At 69.9% G+C, this 18,250-nt stretch carries 13 protein-coding genes; 5 read left to right on the forward strand and 8 right to left on the reverse strand.

Annotation, left to right across the window (positions count from 1 at the left end):
* The first annotated feature begins 153 nt into the window (after positions 1 to 153).
* A complete protein-coding gene (locus tag ACN469_RS37160; RefSeq protein ID WP_498776116.1) occupies positions 154 to 2,700 on the forward strand; it encodes a DEAD/DEAH box helicase in 2,547 nt (848 codons plus the stop codon).
* Positions 2,701 to 2,703: 3 nt separating this feature from the next.
* Here the strand turns inward: ACN469_RS37160 and ACN469_RS37165 are convergent, their stop codons facing one another.
* Together ACN469_RS37165 and ACN469_RS37170 are read right to left on the reverse strand one after the other, a co-directional pair.
* Entirely contained in the window at positions 2,704 to 3,198 is a 495-nt protein-coding gene (locus tag ACN469_RS37165; protein WP_498776040.1) for a hypothetical protein, read from the reverse strand.
* Positions 3,199 to 3,316: 118 nt separating this feature from the next.
* Complete coding sequence (locus tag ACN469_RS37170; RefSeq protein ID WP_498776042.1) at positions 3,317 to 5,650, reverse strand: glycosyltransferase family 39 protein; 2,334 nt, start codon at positions 5,648 to 5,650, stop codon at positions 3,317 to 3,319.
* Between the two features lie 237 nt (positions 5,651 to 5,887).
* Here ACN469_RS37170 and ACN469_RS37175 point away from each other — a divergent pair, with 237 nt between their 5' ends.
* Positions 5,888 to 8,560: a phosphoenolpyruvate carboxylase gene (locus ACN469_RS37175; protein WP_498776044.1), complete on the forward strand. Its 2,673-nt coding sequence runs from the start codon at positions 5,888 to 5,890 to the stop codon at positions 8,558 to 8,560.
* A 26-nt stretch (positions 8,561 to 8,586) separates the two neighbouring features.
* Entirely contained in the window at positions 8,587 to 9,294 is a 708-nt protein-coding gene (locus ACN469_RS37180) for a hypothetical protein (protein WP_498776046.1), read from the forward strand.
* A gap of 34 nt (positions 9,295 to 9,328) precedes the next feature.
* Here the strand turns inward: ACN469_RS37180 and ACN469_RS37185 are convergent, their stop codons facing one another.
* Positions 9,329 to 10,594, reverse strand: coding sequence for an SGNH/GDSL hydrolase family protein (locus tag ACN469_RS37185; protein ID WP_498776048.1), 1,266 nt, complete (start codon positions 10,592 to 10,594; stop codon positions 9,329 to 9,331).
* 213 nt (positions 10,595 to 10,807) lie between these two features.
* Entirely contained in the window at positions 10,808 to 11,671 is an 864-nt protein-coding gene (locus ACN469_RS37190; protein WP_498776050.1) for a hypothetical protein, read from the reverse strand.
* Between the two features lie 192 nt (positions 11,672 to 11,863).
* On the opposite strand from ACN469_RS37190, the gene ACN469_RS37195 reads away from it, so the two are divergent.
* The gene (locus tag ACN469_RS37195) at positions 11,864 to 12,238 is read left to right on the forward strand and encodes a TIGR02266 family protein (RefSeq protein WP_498776052.1); all 375 of its coding nucleotides are present in this window, start codon (positions 11,864 to 11,866) and stop codon (positions 12,236 to 12,238) included.
* A gap of 29 nt (positions 12,239 to 12,267) precedes the next feature.
* On the opposite strand, the gene ACN469_RS37200 is transcribed toward ACN469_RS37195, so the two are convergent.
* The 4 genes from ACN469_RS37200 to ACN469_RS37215 form a co-directional block, all read right to left on the reverse strand.
* A complete protein-coding gene (locus tag ACN469_RS37200) occupies positions 12,268 to 12,669 on the reverse strand; it encodes a GNAT family N-acetyltransferase (protein ID WP_498776054.1) in 402 nt (133 codons plus the stop codon).
* 196 nt (positions 12,670 to 12,865) lie between these two features.
* Positions 12,866 to 13,924, reverse strand: coding sequence for an alpha-ketoacid dehydrogenase subunit beta (locus ACN469_RS37205; protein WP_498776056.1), 1,059 nt, complete (start codon positions 13,922 to 13,924; stop codon positions 12,866 to 12,868).
* Between the two features lie 2 nt (positions 13,925 to 13,926).
* Positions 13,927 to 14,934 (reverse strand): thiamine pyrophosphate-dependent dehydrogenase E1 component subunit alpha, encoded by a 1,008-nt coding sequence (locus tag ACN469_RS37210; RefSeq protein WP_498776058.1) that lies wholly within the window; start codon positions 14,932 to 14,934, stop codon positions 13,927 to 13,929.
* 125 nt (positions 14,935 to 15,059) lie between these two features.
* Positions 15,060 to 16,211 carry a M50 family metallopeptidase gene (locus ACN469_RS37215; protein WP_498776060.1) on the reverse strand — a complete coding sequence of 384 codons (1,152 nt, stop codon included), beginning with the start codon at positions 16,209 to 16,211 and terminating at the stop codon, positions 15,060 to 15,062.
* A 244-nt stretch (positions 16,212 to 16,455) separates the two neighbouring features.
* On the opposite strand from ACN469_RS37215, the gene ACN469_RS37220 reads away from it, so the two are divergent.
* Positions 16,456 to 18,249: a PP2C family protein-serine/threonine phosphatase gene (locus tag ACN469_RS37220; RefSeq protein WP_498776062.1), complete on the forward strand. Its 1,794-nt coding sequence runs from the start codon at positions 16,456 to 16,458 to the stop codon at positions 18,247 to 18,249.
* The last annotated feature ends 1 nt before the right edge of the window (position 18,250 follow it).

An 18,250-nucleotide genomic window follows, 5' to 3' on the forward strand; every position in this document is an offset into this window, starting at 1 on the left:
CCCTGCGAGCCACATCGTTCCGGCGTGCGTGGACAATGACGCGGGGTGGACCGAGCCCCGGCGCCCGCGTCCAGGTCAGAACCGTCCGTGGGACACGGGTGTCTGATTTCCCAGCGGACTCGAATCGGTGGCTGCTCTAGAGTCCGCCGGGTGATGGACACCCCTGAGTCCCAAGCGCCGCTCGCCGCCCTGCTTCCCAAGAAAGGGGAGCCCCCGCTCGACGCTGACAGCATCCTGGACCGCTTCGTCGGCTACGTCACGACGAACGGCCTCAGCCTCTACCCGGCCCAGGAGGAAGCCATCCTGGAGCTGCTGGCGGGCAAGCACCTGTTCCTGAAGACGCCCACCGGCTCGGGCAAGTCCCTGGTGGCCACCGCCCTCCACTTCAAGGCCATGGCCGAGGGCAAGGTCTCCTTCTACACCTGCCCCATCAAGGCGCTGGTGAACGAGAAGTTCTTCGCGCTCTGTGATGCCTTCGGCGCGGAGAACGTGGGCATGCTCACCGGCGACGCGAGCATCAACCGCGACGCGCCCATCATCTGCTGCACCGCCGAAATCCTCTCCAACCTGGCGCTGCGCGACGCGGGCGCCCGGGTGGACTACGTGGTGATGGACGAGTTCCACTACTACTCGGACAAGGACCGAGGCGTGGCGTGGCAGATTCCGCTCATCGCCCTGCCCAAGGTGACGTTCCTCTTGATGTCGGCCACGCTGGGGCCCACGCACATCATCGAGGAGAGCCTCCAGAAGCTCACCGGCCGCGAGGTCGCCACGGTGCGCAGCGCGCAGCGCCCGGTGCCGCTGGACTTCGACTACCGCGAGTCCGCGCTGCACGAGACGATTGAGGACCTCATCGCGCGCAAGAAGTACCCCATCTACCTGGTGAACTTCACGCAGCGCGCCGCCGCCGAGCAGGCGCAGAACCTCATGAGCGTGGACTTCTCCACCAAGGAGGAGAAGGAGGCCATCCGCCTCGCGCTGATGGACGCGCCCTTCGACACGCCCTACGGCAAGGACTTCCAGCGCTACCTTCGCCACGGCATCGGCATGCACCACGCGGGCCTCTTGCCCAAGTACCGCCTGCTGGTGGAGAAGCTGGCCCAGGGCGGCCACCTCAAGGTCATCAGCGGCACGGACACCCTGGGCGTGGGCGTGAACATCCCCATCCGCACGGTGGCCTTCACCCAGCTCTTCAAGTTCAACGGCGAGAAGCTCACCACGCTGAGCGTGCGCGACTTCCTGCAGATCTCCGGTCGCGCGGGCCGCAAGGGATTCGACAACGAGGGCAGCGTCGTCGCCCAGGCGCCCGAGTATGTCGTCGAGAACGTCAAGCAGGCAGCCAAGGAGGCCGCTGGCAAGAAGAAGACGCCCAAGGCGAAGCCGCCGCAGAAGAACTTCGTCCAGTACGACAAGAGCACCTTCGAGCGGCTCCAGACGGGCATGCCCGAGCCGCTGGAGTCACGCTTCTCGGTGTCCCACGGAATGATCCTCAACCTGCTCCAGAGCGACCACGTCCGGGGCACGGGGGGCTACCACCGGCTGGTGGAGCTCATCCAGCGCTGCCATGACTCGGACTTCCTGAAGCGGAGGCACCTGAGGGAGGCGGCGCGGGACTTCCGCACGCTGCGCGGCGCGGGAATCGTGGAGGTGACGCGCGGCGAGGGCGGCTCGGGGGCCACGGTGAAGGTGGCGCAGGAGCTCCAGTACGACTTCAGCCTCAACCACACGCTGTCGCTGTATCTGCTGGAGACGTTGGAGCTGTTGGACCCCACCACGGAGACGTACGCGCTGGACGTGGTGACGCTGGTGGAGTCCATCCTGGAGAACCCGGAGGTGGTGCTCTACGCGCAGCTGCACCAGCTCAAGGGCGAGAAGATTCAAGAGATGAAGGCGCGCGGCGTCGAGTACGACGACCGCATGGAGGAGCTGGAGAAGCTGGAGTGGCCGAAGCCGAACCGCGAGTTCATCTACGGCACCTTCAACGCCTTCGCGCGCAAGCACCCGTGGGTGGGCGAGGAGAACATCCGCCCCAAGGCCGTGGTGCGCGACATGTTCGAGCGCTTCATGTCCTTCCACGACTACGTGCGCGAGTACGGGCTGCAGCGCAGCGAGGGCGTGCTGCTGCGCTACGTCAGCGACGTGTACAAGACGCTGGCGCAGACGGTGCCGGAGCGCTTCCGCACGGAGGAGGTGGAGGACATCATCGACCACCTGCGGGCCACCATTCGTCAGGTGGACTCCAGCCTCGTGGACGAGTGGGAGCGGATGAAAAATCCGGGCGCCGTCGTCGAGGCGAAGCCGGCCGTGGAGCTCAAGCCGAAGGAGCTCACCGAGGACCCGCGCGCGTTCGCGGCCCGCGTGCGCGAGGAGCTGCACCGGCTGCTGCGCGCGCTGGGGCAGAAGCGCTACGCGGATGCGCTGTCGCTCCTGGACAACGCGCTGGGAGAGTGGACCGCGCCGAAGCTGGAGCAGGCCATGGTGCCGTACCACGAGGAGCACAAAATCGTGGTGCTCACGCCCCAGGCTCGCAAGCCGGCCAACACGTTCCTCAAGGAGTCGGGAAAGCGGCTCTGGGAGGTCCAGCAGCGCATCATGGACCCCGAGGGCCATGGCGACTGGATGATCGACTGCGAGATTGATTTGAGGGACAGGCGGCTGGACGAGGGACCCATCCTCATCCTGCGCCGCATCGGTCCTTGAGGTTCAGCTCTCGGAGGCGGGCTTGGACAGCTCGCCTCCGGCCAGGGGGGCTTCTTCTTCGCCCAGGGTGGACTCCTCGACGTCGAAGTCGCCCTTGCCGTCGGAGATGAGGACCATCCGCCAGTCGTGGGTGGAGAGGATGACGTGCTCGGCGTCGCACTGGACGTCGACCGCCACGTCCTCGACGGTCCACGAGCCGACCCACACCGTCATCTTGTCGATGCACTCGTTGTCGCCGCACTCCTCGGTGGAGGCGACCCACAGGCGGCCCTCCGGCGCGGCGATGCAGGACACGGGCTCCGCGTGGCGGAGGCGGGGCGGGGCCATCTCATCGGGGGCGCCGGCGAAGAGGTCATCGCCTTCTGGCATCTCCGCCTCGAAGAGGCGCGGAGTCGTGTCCGCCTGCTCGGGGGGCTGGGCGAGCGTCGTCGGCTTCGCCAGGGCCCCGGGCGCGGCCAGAAAGCCGCACATCGCCGCCACCTTCCAACACCGTGTCATCCACATGACCTTGTGCTCCTGAGCGGCGCTGTCGGCCGCGTCTCGTGCACAGGGGTTTTGCAAGGCGCGGACCGGGCTTGGATGCGGGCGTGGAGACACAGCGGTGCTCCGCGTGGCTTCAGGGGCTCGTGGACGAGCGGGGCCGTGGCGGGGCGGGTGGGGGAGGGACGGGGACTCCGGAGGGGCGCGCCTCGGCCAGCTCCTTGGCGAGCCTCGCGAGGCCCTCGTCATTCGGGGCGAGGGTGCTCGCGCGTGTCGCAAGCTCGCGTGCCAGCTCCAGGCGTCCCGCGCGGAGGTGATGCTCGGTGGCCACGGTCAGCATGGCCGGAGCGTTGGGCGCCGCCGCGAGTCCAGCCGCCACCGCACGTTCCAGGAGGGCGGTCTCGAAGTTGAAGCCCGGCAGGGTCTGGATCGCCCGCGCGTAGGCTCGAAGCGCATCGGGGTGTCGGCCCAGGCCCGCGAGTGCGACGGCGCGCAGATGGTGGGTGACGGCGAGGTCGGGAACGGCGGCGAGCACCGCGTCCGCATCCTCCAGCGCGCCCGCGTACAGGCCCCAGCGCACGCGCGCCAGTCCTCGCGCATGTCGTGCGCTCAACAGGTCATGCAGCGCGAAGAGCTTTGACTCCCAGCGAGCGCGTTGGCCGCCCAGGACCTCGGCTCCCACTGCCGCGAAGGCCAGCGCATCCAGCGTTCCGCCGCGCTGCTCCAGGGACGCCTCCGCTGCCTCGAGTGCCCCCGCGCCGTCGCCCCGTGAGAGCAGGCAGTCCGCTATCACCAGGGATGGGTCCAGTGACGTGTCGTAGAGCGCCCCCCGGTAGCCCGCGGCCTGTGCCGCCCTGGCCGCGTCGAGCGCCTGCTCACAGTGGCCCGCTCGTCGCGCCAGCTCTGAGGCGAAGTAGAGGTCCATGGGAGTCTCCAGCCCGAGCTTCTCCACGGACAGTGCGCCGGAATGCTCGGCGACAACGGGTGACTCGAAGGGGACACCGCGCAAGGCTCGGCTGAGCGCGGTGAACGGATGCGCTGCCTGGAGCTGCTCGAAGGCACGGGTTGCTTCGTCATAGTGGCCCGCGCGCAGGGCCTCGCTCAGGGCGGCGCCCGGGCTGCCGACCGCCTCGGTGCGCTCCAGCATCCTGTCCACGTCACGGACGAAGGGAAAGAATGACGGCAGCGCCAGGCACAGCGCCAAGGCCGCCACGCTGGCGCCCAGCACGCGAGGCTGGCGTCGCGATTCGAACATCGCGACGGCGAGGGCGCTCGCGAGCAGTGCCCACGCGGGCAGGGCGGCCACCCGATAACGACTCACCACGTAGAAGCCCACGGCCAGCGCGGTGCTCGCCGCGAGGTACAGCACAACGAGCCCGATGGGCCTTCGCCGCGCGAACATCACGCCCAGTCCCGCGAGTCCCAGCAGCCCGAGGACCTGGGCATTCAGGAGCGGCAGGCCCGAGAGTCTCGCCTCGGCACGGCGCACCTCGACCAGGTCGTGTCCCTCCGGGCCGAAGAGGAAGAACGCCAGCTTGCGACCGATGAGGCCCAGGAATGTGCCCGGCTCTTCCAGAGCGAAGTTCAGCGTCTTGCGCATCCAGTACAGCTCGGTGCGCGTGGGGGAGAGGTCTTCACCTGCCTCCGCGCGAGCGAACTGGCGGTAGAGGCTGTGCGCATGGTCGGGTCGCTCGGGGGAGTAGAGCTGGGCCTCATACTGCTTGATGAGCGTGGGCGGCTGCGCGCCCAGGCCGGTACCCTCGGGGCGGTTGCCCATGTGCAGCACCGCGCCCGCGCTCATGGTCGCGCCGAGATGCGAGCCCACCGTCGCGCGGATGATCTGCGCGGGCAGCCAGGAGGAGAAGAGTCCCGTGACGAGCAGCACCCCGGCGGCCTGGAGGCCCACGCGCCGCGCCGTGTGCCGGGTCTCCCAGAGCACCCAGCCCGTGGAGAGGACGAGGATGGCGAGCCCCGTGGGGCGCGTCGCCGCGGAGAGGCCGAGCAGGACGCCCGCGCCCACCAGCCAGCGCGTCCGGAAGTCAGGCCTCGCATGGGCGAGCAGCGCGAGTGCGCCCAGGTTGAGCACCATCACCAGGAGGTCCGGCTCCAGGGTGGCCTCATAGAGCAACACGGGCGTCGTCACCGCGACGAGCGCGGCGGCGAGCAGGCCCACCGCGCGCGACAGCAGTCGGGCGCCGAGCACATAGACGGCGATGAGCCCGAGCGCGCCCGCGAGGCTCTGCATCCACCGCAGCGCAGTAGGGGACAGCGCGACGTTGAGGAGCAGATACAGCGGGCTGAAGTCCGCGCCCTGCTCGGGGAGCATCCGGTCCGTCATCAGCAGGCGGGCGCTGTCCGGGTACTTGGCGAACATGCTCCCAGGGAGCAGCACCAGCCCGAGCGCGACGTGCGCGATGCACAGCACCAGCAGGACAAGGGGTAGGAGCCCACGGGGGAGGGGGCGGCTCAAGCTCACGGTGCGACCATACCGGATATGTCCGGTCAAATCGTCGTGGCTCGCCTGGCCGGGTGGGGGGCGAGGGGTGGTGTGATAGCGCGTCGCGCCTGTTCGTGCCCGGGCGCTTCAGACTTCTCCACTGACGGATGCCGAACTCGAATACCTCGGGTTCCGCTCTGAACGAGAAGTGGAGAGTCCCCGGACATTGCCCGCGCGCTCCGTGGCGGAAGCGGTTACGGTCCCCTTCATATGGCTCGTATGCGCGCCGTGGATCAGCCGCTTCGTCGTGACGTCCGCCTGCTGGGGCGGCTGTTGGGAGAAGTGCTCGTCGAGCAGGAAGGGCAGGAGCTGTTCGACCTGGAAGAAGAGGTGCGCCGGCTCGCCATCCAGCGGCGGCGCGGCCCGGTGCCGGGGCGACGTGCCTCCGCGGCCGAGCTGGCGGACATCCTGAAGCGTCTGCCCCTGGACCAAGCCGAGCCCGTGCTTCGCGCCTTCTCGGTCTACTTCCAGTTGGTGAATCTGGCGGAGCAGCATCACCGCATCCGCCGCGCCCGGGCCCACGCCGGCGCCGAGTCCCCCAGTCCCCAGCGCGGCTCGCTGGAGGCAACGTTGTTGTCCCTCAAGGACGCGGGCATCCCCGCTTCACGCGTGCGCGAGGCGCTCCGAAAGATGCAGGTGACGCTGACGCTCACCGCTCATCCCACGCAGGCCGTGCGCCGCACGCTGCTGGAGAAGCTCTACCGGATGGCGGGGCTGCTGGAGGAGCGGGACCGGTGTGAGCTCACCCCTCGGGAGAGCGCCGACAACGTCGAGTCCCTCCGCGAAGAGATCACCACGCTGTGGCAGACGGACGAGCTGCGCCGCGAGCGACCCACCGTGGGCGACGAGGTGAAGAACATCCTCTGGTACGTGGAGGAGGTGCTCGCCGAGCAGCTCTCGGAGCTCCCCGAGGTGCTGGAGTGGGCCTTTGAGCGCGCCTACGGCGAGCCGCTCGGGCAGGTGGACACGCCGGTGCGAGTCCACTCGTGGGTGGGCGGAGACATGGATGGCAACCCGCTGGTGACGCCCGAGGTCTTCGGCGACACGCTGCGAGCTCACCGTGCTCGCGGGCTGCGTCTCTTGATTCAGGGCCTGGAGCGCCTGGGCGGGATGCTCTCGCAGTCGGACCGGCACGCGAAGCCGTCGCAGGAGCTGCTCGCCTCGCTGGAGCGTGATGCGGCGCAGCTCCCCGAGGCCGAGCAACGCCTGGGGCCCCGCACCGTGGGCGAGCCCTGGCGTCGCAAGCTGCGCTTCATGGAGGAGCGGCTGAATCAGGCCCTGCGCCACGTGCTGGCCCAGCGCACCGGCGACGCGGGGGCGATGCCCGAGAGCGCGTACCGGACGCCCGAGGCGCTGCTGGCCGATCTGGACCTCTTGGCGCGCTCGCTGGAGGAGGCGAAGGCAGGCAACGCGGGGCTCCGTCAGGTGCGACGCATGCGCGAGCGGGTGCTCGCTCTGGGCCTGGCGCTGGCGGAGCTGGAAGCCCGCGTGCCGGCCGAGGACGCGGTGAGCGCGGCGGCCTCGCTGGAGGCAGGTGGGCCCGCGCCGTCGGAAGGTGGAAAGCGCCTGCTCGCGGTGCTGGAGAAGCTGCGGGAAGCCCAGTCCGAGGCGGGAGAGCCCGCCTGCCGTACCCTCATCCTCAGCATGGCCAGCACCGCCGAGGACGTGCTCGCGGCCTTCCGCTGCCTCAAGCACGCGGGCCTGTGGGACGCCAAGCGCGGCTGCGCCACCGCGGACGTGGTGCCGCTGTTCGAGCAGCTCGGCGCGCTGGACTCCGGGCCGGACGTGCTGCGCACGCTCTTCGCGCATCCCGAGTACCGCAAGCATGTCGACGCGCGTGGCGCGCAGGAGGTCATGGTCGGCTACAGCGACTCCGGCAAGGAGGTGGGATTGCTGGCCGCCAGCGCCGCGCTCTACCGCGCGCAGGTGGCGCTCACCGAGGCGGCGCGCGAGGCGGGAGTCCCCTTGCGGCTGTTCCATGGACGAGGTGAGTCGGTGGCTCGCGGAGGCGGCCCCGCGCAGGAGGCCATCCTCGCGCTGCCTCCTGGCGCGGTGGCGGGTGGCTACAAGGCCACGGAGCAGGGCGAGGCGCTGGACCACAAGTACGCGCGCCCGGAGCTCGCGCGCCGCACGCTGGAGCTCATCGTGGGCGGCGTGCTGCCGCACATGCTGGATGCGCAGCCGCGTCCGTCGCCGGAGGACGAGAAGGAGTTTCGCGCCGCGTTCGACACGCTGGCTGAGACGGGCCGCAAGGCGTACCGCGCCCTGGTGTGGGAAGACCCCCGGTTCCTGGAGCTCTTCACCGCCGCGACGCCGGTGGAGGAGATCTCCGCGCTGCCCATCGGCTCGCGCCCCAGCAAGCGCAAGGCCGGTGGACTCGAGTCGCTGCGCGCGATTCCGTGGGTGTTTGCCTGGACGCAGAACCGGGCCATCATCCCCGGCTGGTATGGCGTGGGCTCCGCGCTGGAGGCGTGCGCGAAGGAGCCCGGTGGTCCCGCGCTGCTCAAGCGCATGTACCGCCAGTGGCCCTTCTTCAAGGCCGTCATCGACAACGTCACCATGGTGCTGGCCAAGTCGGACATGGCCATCGCGGGTCGCTACGCGGCGCTCGCTCCCGCTTCCACGCGTCCGCTGTGGCGCCTGATTCAGCAGGAGCACCGGCGCACGCGTCGGCAGGTGAAGCGGCTGACGGGGGAGGCTCGGCTGTTGGACCACAACCCCCAGCTCCAGCGCGCCATCTCGTTGCGCAACCCGTATGTGGACCCGATGTCCTTCCTCCAGGTGGAGTTGATGCGCCGCAAGCGCGAGAACGCCAGTGACTGCGACAGGCCCTTGTTGCTCTCGCTCAACGGTATCGCGGCCGGCATGCGCAACACGGGGTAGTGAGTCTTTCCGAGAGGAGACGTCGGATGGCCAAGGACACATTCACGGTGGAGGACGTCAACCCGAAGCACGGCTTCGCGAGGCTGCGTCCGGACTCGGGCGAGGGGCTCCTCAACGCGCCCCTCTATCCGGAGCCGGAGTCCGGTGCGCCGCCGTTCCAGCTCCGCGCGGGAGACCGGGTGACGGGCCAGCGGCGAGGCCAGTCCGTGGCCGACGTGGCCTGGGTGTCTCGCGCCGAGCCTCCGTACGAGCTGGTGGAGCGCATGGGGGAATTGCTCGCGAAGCTGGAGCCCTGGGAGTTGAAGGTCCCCGCCACGGCCATGGAGCTGGCGGAGCACCACTGGCGCGACAGCCGCGAGGACCCGCTGCGCCGCGAGCTGTTGTCCCAGCTCCCGACGTTCTTCGACTGGGAGCTGTCCCATCCCTTCAAGGACGGCGCGCTGCTGGAGCGACTGGAGGCGGCCATGCAGCCCTACCTGCCGGGCTTCGCCGTGAAGCCGCTGCAAGGGCGCAACGCCTTCGTCGTGGACCCGGGCGGTGTCGAGGTCGAGGTGGGCGAAGGGGACTGGGACGCGCCCGCGACGACGTTCTCGCCGTTGCTGCTGCGCGTGAATGCGCTGCTGGAGTCCGCGGGCGCGCCGGTGCGCTGGGTGCCCGCGGAGAACGACTGGCTCCTGACTCCGCCGGGGCTGGCGGAGCTGCTCGTGCTGCACGGCGTGCTCGGTCCTCGCTGAGCGGCCGACTCGACTCGACTCGACGTGCGCGCGGCTACAGCTGGCCGCGCTCGCGCAGGGTGCGCACCACCTCGGCCGCCATCACCCGGTGGCCCTCGGTGCTCGGGTGGATGCCGTCCACGCCCAGCCCTTCCAGGTAGAGGTGCACGTTGCCCGTGCGCCGCATCACCGACTCCAGGTCGATGACCTCCGCGCCCGTGCCTCCGGCGCGCAGCCACGCGTTGAAGCTGAGCCGCTGCGACTTCACGTACTCATAGGCGCCGTAGTTCGTCTTCTCCTTTGGCAAGAGCGTGCTCACCCAGACGTGGCAGAAGGGCTCCAGCCGCTGCACCAGCAGCAGCATCCGCGTCTCCATCTGCTCCTCCGCGCCCGCGTCGCCCAGGTCATTGGTGCCCAGGAGCACCAGGCAGTCGGTGATGCCCTTCACCGAGAGCACCTCATTGTCGAGCAGCATCAGCGCGTCGTAGAAGCCCTGGCCGCTGACGCCCGCGTTGACCACGGGCACGCCGAGCTGTGACTCCACCAGCGCGGGCCACGCGTTGCGCGTGTCGTTGCGCAGGTCGACGTAGCCCTCGGTGATGCTGTCGCCCATGGCCAGGAAGGCTCGGCCCGAGGGGCCCTCCACCTCCACCGTCGCCACGCCCACGGAGCGCTCGAAGGTGTCGCCGCCGAGTGCGGCCAGCGCCTGGGAGTGGGTGCCGACCCGCGCGAAGCTGCCGGGAAACGCGTTGATGGCGCTGGCGGCCAGCGCGCCGCGCACCTCGAAGGTGATGGCCAGGTCATCCCGGAACGTCACCGGAAAGGCCACCGGGTCCGAGGTCACCAGGGCGCGCGCGCCCGTGGAGAAGCCCGGCTTGCCCTGGAAGTTCAGGGCGATGGGAGTCGACACGAGCGAGCCGTCCGCGCCCGCCCTGGCCACGGTGGCGCGCTGGAGCGTGAGCGCCCCGTCGCCGGAGCGGAACGTCACCTGTATCCGGTCGCCGGTGCGCGCCACGGGCACTCGCATCCGGAACGTGGTGACGCTGCTCACGGTGTAGGACCAGCGCAGGGCTTGATGGAAGCCGGGCTGGAAGCTGATGGCGGGCAACGGCGCCGGTGGAGGAGGGGTCCGCACCTGGCCTTCGTCGTTCAGCACGAGCGCTGGCGCCACGTCCACCGACGCGTCCGGCGCACTCGAGGTTTCACCCTGCTCCTGAGAGGGCTCTTCCCACACGGGGTCTTCAGCGGTGCTGGGAGCGCACGACCATTGCGCACCGCCCACACACGCCAGGACTCCGAGCCACGTTCGCCACATTCGCATCGTCGCTCCCTCCCGAGGACGCACGATGCTCACCGCGAATTCCCGCGACGACCGCCAAACACACGCGCAAGTCCCGAGTCGCGTGGCGCACGCCCCCCTGGTCTCCGGGCGAGACGGAGCTCCGGGTGTCCCGCGCGTCCGCGCTCACGGCCCTTGCACGGCCGCGAGCGGACTCGGCCGGTCGACGGAGTTACCCAGCGTGGGCACCGCGGTTCAGGGCACGCACGCACCCACCCCCGGATTGTCATTCAGTGGACGACACGTCCCGGTGGCGCAGGCGGGCGAGCCCGAGGCCCGGCACAGCGGTCGGCAGTTGAGTCCTCGCCCCGTATTCACACACGCGCTGCCTGGCGCGCACTGGTTGCTGAAGTCGCATGCCTCGCCCGTGCCGCGCGTGCCGCTGCCCGCGCACACGGGGCCGGACGCGGACGGATAGCAGCTCAGCGGCGCGGTGCAGCCCTGCGCGAAGGGGTCGCACGCCTGCGAGCGCGGCCCGCACAGCAGCGGCAGCTCCGACGTGCCCGCCAGCCGCAACACCGTGTTGCACTCGCCCGCGTCCCCGCACTGCGTCGTCGCGTGGCACAGGCGGCGACAGAAGAAGCTCGTGCCGCCGTCGTCCTGTCGCTCGTCCTTGCAGAACAGGCCCGCCGCGCACGTGTCGTACTCGCCGCCGCCGTCCGAGGCCGCCAGCGTGCACCGCGCGCCCTCCGCGCCCGTGCCCGCCTCCACGCACCGCCGCTCCGTCGTCGCGCCCACGCTCACGTAGGTGCAGCGCTGCCCCTGCGCGCAGCTCTGCTGGACGACGTCACACGCCGCCGCGAAGCACCGGCTGCCCGTCTTGCCTCCACCCAGGTCCGCGAAGTGGCAGCTTTGGCTTGTTCCACAGCCTTCCTGCCTTGCGACGTTGCACGCGAAGTCGGGACTCTGTCCGCCATCTCCCTGTCCGCCGCCGTCCGGGTCTCCTGGCACCCCGGAGTCTCCACCGTTGGGGCCGGGCTTGTTGTCATCGTCATCACATCCGGGCGCCAACAGCGCCAGGAAGAGGGTCCCCGTCAACACCGCGAGCCACGCGCGCATCCATGCTCCCCAATCGAAGTCAGCGGGGACTTAGCTGATGGACTTCATTCTGGGGGCCCTCTTGAATCGTGCCTGGAAAGCAGCGGACACTAGCCGGATGACCGATGCCCAAGGGGTGGCTCGGCGCGTCAGAATCCCTGAGGTTGGGATGGCAGCGGGTCGCCAGCAGTGGCCAGGGGGTAGCGGGTGCACATGACTAGCAAGGTGGCGGAAGCAGAGATGGCACCAGGAGATCCTTCCGCGTACGCGAACCGTCGCTCCGATGAACGCGTGACGGCGAAGTTCGCGGTTCGCTTCGAGCACACGGAGGATGCCGCGCGGGCGCTGCGCGTGTTCTCCATCAACGTGTCAGCGGGCGGCCTGTGCCTGCGCACGCGCAAGGCCTACGACGTAGGCTCGCAGGTGCGGCTGTCCATGGACATCGCGGGCGAGGAGTTCCACCTCAATGGCATCATCGCGTGGGTGCGCGATGAGGAGGAGGCCATTGGCGTGCGCTTCACGGACGTGAATGACGAGGACCGCGCGCGGCTCCACCGGGTGGTGGAGAGTTTCAAGTCCAAGCGCTGACGTCCGGCGGAGACGAGACGGGGCCAGCCCTAGCGGCGGCCCTCCGTCTCCGCATGGCGGAACACGCCCGCGTCGATTTCGGAGAAGCCGCACGCCGTATAGAAGTTGCGCGCCTCCGGAGTGATGGTCATCGGCGAGACGAGCTGGAGCTGACGGGCGCTGAGCACCTTGCAGCGCTCCAGGATCTGCTTGATGAGCGCGCGGCCCACGCCGCGTCGGCGCCAGGTCTCCGTCACCACCAGCTCGTCGATGGTGGCCACGCGACCGCGCAGCCGGAGCTGCGGCCGGTGGGAGAACGACAGCATGCCCACGGGTTTGTCCTGCGTGTCGCCCGCGACGAAGATTTCAATCTCCGGATGGCTGACCACCCAATGCACGGTCTGCTGGTCCGTGCCCTGCGGATAGCCCAGCTCGCGAAGCAGCAAGGCCATGGCCTCCGCGTCGCCCCGACGGGCGCGGCGAATGCGAAAGGCGGGAGCATCTGCACCCGCGGGGGTGGCGGTCCGGACGATTGGTTGTGACAAGGCAGTTGGGAGTCTAACGAAAGGGCCGCCGCTCCCCAAAGAGGAACGGCGGCCCGGAACTTTCCGTGGTGCGGGAACCACGGCCCACTTGTGGGTGCGACGCTTACGGCTGCTCGCCAGCGAGCGAGCGCAAGGCGTCGGTGATGTCGTTCTGCTGGGGCACGGAGGCCATCTCCAGCGTGTCGGCCAGGCCGATGCCGGGGATGAACTTGCCGGCCACCAGGCGGGGCGGCGCGAGCAGCGAGTAGAAGAGCTCCTCCACCGTGCGGCGCAGCAGGTGCTCGCCGAAGTTGGTGACCTCGGTGTCCTCGTTGACGAACAGGACGCGGCCCGTCTTCTGGACGGAGGCCTTGATCATCTCCCAGTCGTAGGGCCACAGCGAGCGCAGGTCGATGACCTCCACGCTGATGCCCTCGTCGGCGAGCGTCTGCGCGGCGCGCGCGCACAGGGGCAGGGTGCGGCCGTAGCTGACGACGGTGAGCTGCGTGCCCTCGCGCACCAGCTTGCCCTTGCCGATGGGGATGGCGAAGGCCTCCAGCTCCGCGGGCCACTGCGGCTTCCACTGCGAGCGGTCACCCAGGGGCGCGTCGATCATCTTCGACAGCGCGCGGTCATCGTCCGGCTCGCCGGGGATGCGCTCGTCGCCCTTCACGCGCAGGAGCGCCTTGGGCTCCAGGAACATGACGGGGTTCTGTTCCTTGCACGCGGAGATGAGCAGCCCGTACGCGTCCAGCGGCGTGGAGGGCATGACCACCTTCCAGCCGGGGATGTGGGTCATCGTCGCGTCGAACGAGTGCGAGTGGTAGATGGACCCGCGGATGCCGCTGCCCACCGGCGTGCGCACCACCATGGGCAGGTTCCAGTCGCCGTTGCTCGACCAGCAGGTGTTGCCCGCCAGCTTGAGCAGGTCGATGGTGTTGTAGACGTAGTCGCAGAACTGGATCTCCGCGACGGGCCGGCCACCGCCCATCGAGATTCCCATGGCCGCGCCGATGATGCCGCGCTCGTCCAGGGGCGAGTTCCACGCCGTCTTCAAGCCCTGCGTGCAGGTGAAGACGCCGCCGAGCGGAGCGCCGACGTCCTCGCCGAAGATGTCCGTCACGCCGAGGTTCTCCTCGGCGTAGTGGAGGGCCATGCGAATGGCCTGTGCCATGTTGGCCATGGTTACTTGTCCTCCGCGAAGATGTGCTTCCAGATGGTCTCCGGGGCGGGCAGCGGCTCGTCCCGGGCGATGCGGGCGGCGGCGGCCATGTCCTCGGTGTAGCGGTTGCGCAGCTCGTCCATCTGCTGGCGCGTCAGGACGCCGTCCTGCTCCAGCCGGGCCTCGAACAGCTTGAGGCAGTCGAGCTCCTCGGACACGTAGTTGGCGCCGGACGCGGACGAGTGCCCGTACAGGCGCGACACGTTGGCCTCCAGGAGGAACGGCTTGCGCTCGGTGCGCACGTACTCCATCGCCTCCTTCAGCTCCGTGTACGCCTCCACCGGGTCATTGCCGTTGATGGTCTTGGAGCGGATGTTGAACGCCTTGCCGCGCTCGCTCACGCGCGGTTCGCCGTGCTGGCCCTCCGCCGACGTGGAGATGCCCCACTTGTTGTTGGTGACGATGATGAGCACCGGCAGCGGGTTGGCGGGGCGGCTGCTCCAGATGAGGCAGGTGGCGAAATCACCTTCGGCCGTGCCGGCGTCGCCGCCGGTGACGATGGTGATGGCGTCACCGCCCACGCGCTTCTGCATCATGGCCGTACCCGGAGCGATGGAGTACTGGACCTCGATGGGGGAGCTGACGGGGGTGACGTTGTACTTGCGCACCGAGAAGTGGCCCGCGAAGTTTCGGCCACCGGAGTACGGGTCCGACGCGGTGTTCTTCATCTGCCGCAGCGCGCCGATGGGCTCCTCGCCCAGGGCGAGCAGCGTGCCGGACTGGCGGTAGTGGGCGTGGAGGTAGTCGTACTCGGGGCCCTGGCCCTTCTTCATCAGCAGGCCGAGCGGGACGTTGAACGCCTCCTCACCCGGGCCGCCAATCCAGAAGTAGCCGTGGCCCTGCTTGTACATCTGGATGAGGCGCTCCTCGAGGACGCGCGTTTTGACCATGAGGTCGTGGATACGGACCAGCAGCTCCCTGTCGAGCGGGAGCGGCGCGGACGATTCTTTGATGAGTCGGGGTCGAGACACGCGCGGGCGTCCTCTGGCTGGAGGGGGAGGCCCCTATAACCCGGATGCGCCCCCTTTTCTCAAGCGCGCAGATGCGCTCCTGTCAGCCCCCCGCTCAAACAGGGCCCGGTGGCGCGGCGCGGCAATCAGCCTTGCTCATCCAACTTAGGAGTGGGAGCGGCGGCGCGTCGCAGCACCGTGACGCGGTCCGTTAGCGCGGCGTCCCCGCCCGCGTGCGCTTCGATGGCGCCCAATGTCTCCTCGGACAGGTGCGCGGCCCGAGGTCCGGTGAGCAGCGCGGTCAGCTCCGCCGCGCGGCCCGACTCCAGAAGCGCCAGGACGAGCGGGTGTCCGGCGCGAGGGGAGGGTGCTCGGGAGAAGGCCTCCTGGAGGGGCTTCACCGCGAGGCCCGCGAGGCCGCTGTCCAGCAGGAGCTGGCCCACCGTGGCCGGGTCGTGAGGGGCCTCGGGCTCCATCTCCTCCGGTTCGGGTCGCGCGAGGACCGGGGCCGCCGCTTCGGTGGTCGCCGTCTGCTGGGGGGCGGAGGCGGGCGGGGTGGGGCCTCGCCCCAGCAGCTCGTCGAGGGTGACGGCGCCCGCGAGGGAGGCGGAGGCGCGACGCGTGGAGGCCCGGCGAGGGGGCGTGGCGGGCTGGTAGCGGACCTCTCGGGGGAGCTGGCGCAGCTGCTCCAGGTTCATCACCCCGAACATCAGGGCCATCACGCCGACCCAGACGGTGCGCTGCCAGATGGCGAGCCCCACCATCGCCATCGCCGTGACGATGCCGATGACGTGCAGGGCGCGCTCATAGCGGTAGCCCTTTCGCGCTCGCACGAGCGACGCGAGCAGGTTGCCACCATCGAGTGGCCGCACGGGCAGCAGGTTGAAGAGTCCCCAGCCGATGTTCACCCAGAGCAGCTGGCGCACTGCCACGCCCACCAGTCCTCCCTGCTCGCCCAGCGGCGTGAGGACCGAGGCGCCCCACACCAGCCCGCCCAGCAGGAAGCCGACCCCGGGGCCGGCGAAGCTCACCCACGCGGACTGACGGTGCGTGAGCACGTCCGTGCCCTGCGCGGTCCCGCCCATCCCGTGCAGGGAGATGCTCGCGGTGGAGCCGAACCGTCGGTACGCCCACGCGTGGCCCAGCTCGTGGAGGAGCACCGAGGCGAACACCACCGCGACCCACAGCGCCAGTCGTGCTGGCTCGGAGGCGAAGTCCCAACCCGTCGCCAGGGTCGTGAGGAAGAAGAGCGGATGGACGCGGACGGGAAACCCATCCACGTGGAAGTGGGGCCTCATGGGGCTGGGATGCTAACGGACGCCCCGCGTGGACGCGCGGTGGAGGCCCCGGTCCGCGTCGCACCGGAGGTGAAGTGTCATCCGGTCCAACACGCGCACCACACCTCGGGGGAGGTCCACGCGGTGGGACGCGTGGTGACGTGGTGTGGGGGGCAAGGTCTCGCGAAGTAGGAGAAGTGCGCTAGAGTCGCCGCTCTCCTTCCCGCTCCCCGCCGCGCGTTGGCGTGGCCTTCCGGGTGTGTCCTTGTCCAGCACGAACACGCGTCTGAACCCCACACCCGAGTCCGGCACCTCTCCGGGCACGTCCCCCACGGGCACGCTGCCCGCGGCAGAGCGGACGGGCTCCCGGGAAATCACCGGCACCCGCGAGGCCACCGCCACGCGGCTGACCTCCAACGTCGGGCTGCCCCACGCCGAGGCGACGGGCACGCTCATCGCTCCGCTGGAGGCCGGCGAGCTGCCCAACGTGGCGGCCATCCGGGGCCTCCGGTTGGATCAGATCCTCCTGCTCACCACCACCGCGCTCGTGGTGGTCATCGTGGGCCTGCTCGCGGCGCTGTCCGTCGCGTCGACGCAGTCCCAGTTCGAGGAGACCGCGCGCCGCTCCACCGAGCGCATCCAGGAGCAGGCCCGCGAGCTGGGGCGGACGGTGGGCCAGACGCTGGCGCTCACGTCCGTCACCAACCTGCGCGACAACAACTACGCCTTCCTGGAAGGCGTGGCCGGCTCCATCGTCTCCACCAACCCCAACATCCTCCGCGTCCAGATTCTCGACCCGGAGGGCCTGGTGATGGCGGACAGCGAGCCGAAGGCCGCAGAGGCCGATGCGCCCGAGGCCGCTCCCAGTGGACGCGCCGCCGAGCAGCGCCTGGTGCAGGCGTTCTACCGGAACCAGGCCGTGTACGAGATTCAGGAGCCCATCGACTACGGCTCCACCAGCGGCAAGGGCCTGGTGGTCATCAGCTACTCGCTGCGTGCGCTTCAGGAGCAGCTCGAGGTCCTGGAGCGCGACAAGCGCGCCACCGTGAGGGCGAACACCGTGCGCATGCTCGCCCTGGGGTTGGGCTTCGTGGTGCTGGCGGGCGTCGTCGCCGCGTTCCAGAGCCGCAGGATTACCCGGCCGCTGGGCGTGCTCACCCACAAGGTGATGCAGCTGGCCGCCGGAGACCTGGGCGCGCGCACCCAGGTGGCCAGCGGCGCCGGCCGCGAGGTGAAGACGCTGGGCGTGGTGTTCAACCACATGGCCGAGCGCATCAAGGTGCTGCTCGACGACGTGCGCGCCAAGGCCCAGCTGGAGCGCGAGGTGTCGCTGGCGCGCACGGTTCAAGAGACGCTGCTGCCCGGTCGTGACGCCGTGCAGGTGGGGCCGCTGCGCATCGCGGGCCTCGTCGTCACCGCCGACGCTTGCGGTGGAGACTGGTGGTTCCGCGCGGTGCTGGATGAGCAGCGGGTGGTCATCGGCATCGGCGACGTGACGGGCCACGGCCTGTCCACCTCGCTGGTGGCCACGAGCGCCACCAGCGGCTTCGCCTCCGCGATGACGCTGCGCGAGCCCACCGAGGTCAACGCGCAGATGCTCATCACCGCGCTGAACGTGACGCTGGCCAACGTGGGCCGCGGCGAGCATCAGATGTCCAGCGCCCTGGCCGTCATCGATGTCTCCAACGGCCTGGTGGACTACGCGGCGGGTGCGCACCCCAGCCCGCTCGTCTTCAACAAGCACAGCGGGCAGGTGGCCTCGCTGCCCGCGCGTGGGCCGCTGCTCGGCGCGTCCGTGACGTCGCAGTTCACGTCCCGCCAGGCGCAGCTCCGGCCGGGCGACATCATCATCTGGTACACCGACGGCATCACCGAGGCGCGGGATGGGACGGGGCGCATGTACGGCACCCAGCGTCTGGCCGCGGCGGTGCAAGCCCACGCCCACCTGTCCGCGGAGGCGCTGCGTGACGCGCTGCTCGCGGATGCCCGCGCGCACAGCGCCGGACAGCCCCAGCGCGACGACATCACCGTCGTCGTGGCCGAGTACAGCCCCGCCTGAC

Origin of the sequence: Corallococcus terminator, from assembly GCF_049194865.1 — a bacterium.
Classification (GTDB): Bacteria; Myxococcota; Myxococcia; order Myxococcales; family Myxococcaceae; genus Myxococcus; species Myxococcus terminator_A.

Excerpts from the sequence above, each read along its gene's own strand:
- ACN469_RS37160 (WP_498776116.1), top strand. The coding sequence starts at position 154 with ATGGACACCCCTGAGTCCCAAGCGCCGCTCGCCGCCCTGCTTCCCAAG.
- ACN469_RS37165 (WP_498776040.1), bottom strand. The coding sequence starts at position 3,198 with ATGACACGGTGTTGGAAGGTGGCGGCGATGTGCGGCTTTCTGGCCGCG.
- ACN469_RS37175 (WP_498776044.1), top strand. The coding sequence starts at position 5,888 with ATGGCTCGTATGCGCGCCGTGGATCAGCCGCTTCGTCGTGACGTCCGC.
- ACN469_RS37180 (WP_498776046.1), top strand. The coding sequence starts at position 8,587 with ATGGCCAAGGACACATTCACGGTGGAGGACGTCAACCCGAAGCACGGC.
- ACN469_RS37185 (WP_498776048.1), bottom strand. The coding sequence starts at position 10,594 with ATGCGAATGTGGCGAACGTGGCTCGGAGTCCTGGCGTGTGTGGGCGGT.
- ACN469_RS37190 (WP_498776050.1), bottom strand. The coding sequence starts at position 11,671 with ATGCGCGCGTGGCTCGCGGTGTTGACGGGGACCCTCTTCCTGGCGCTG.
- ACN469_RS37195 (WP_498776052.1), top strand. The coding sequence starts at position 11,864 with ATGACTAGCAAGGTGGCGGAAGCAGAGATGGCACCAGGAGATCCTTCC.
- ACN469_RS37200 (WP_498776054.1), bottom strand. The coding sequence starts at position 12,669 with ATGGCCTTGCTGCTTCGCGAGCTGGGCTATCCGCAGGGCACGGACCAG.
- ACN469_RS37205 (WP_498776056.1), bottom strand. The coding sequence starts at position 13,924 with ATGGCCAACATGGCACAGGCCATTCGCATGGCCCTCCACTACGCCGAG.
- ACN469_RS37215 (WP_498776060.1), bottom strand. The coding sequence starts at position 16,211 with ATGAGGCCCCACTTCCACGTGGATGGGTTTCCCGTCCGCGTCCATCCG.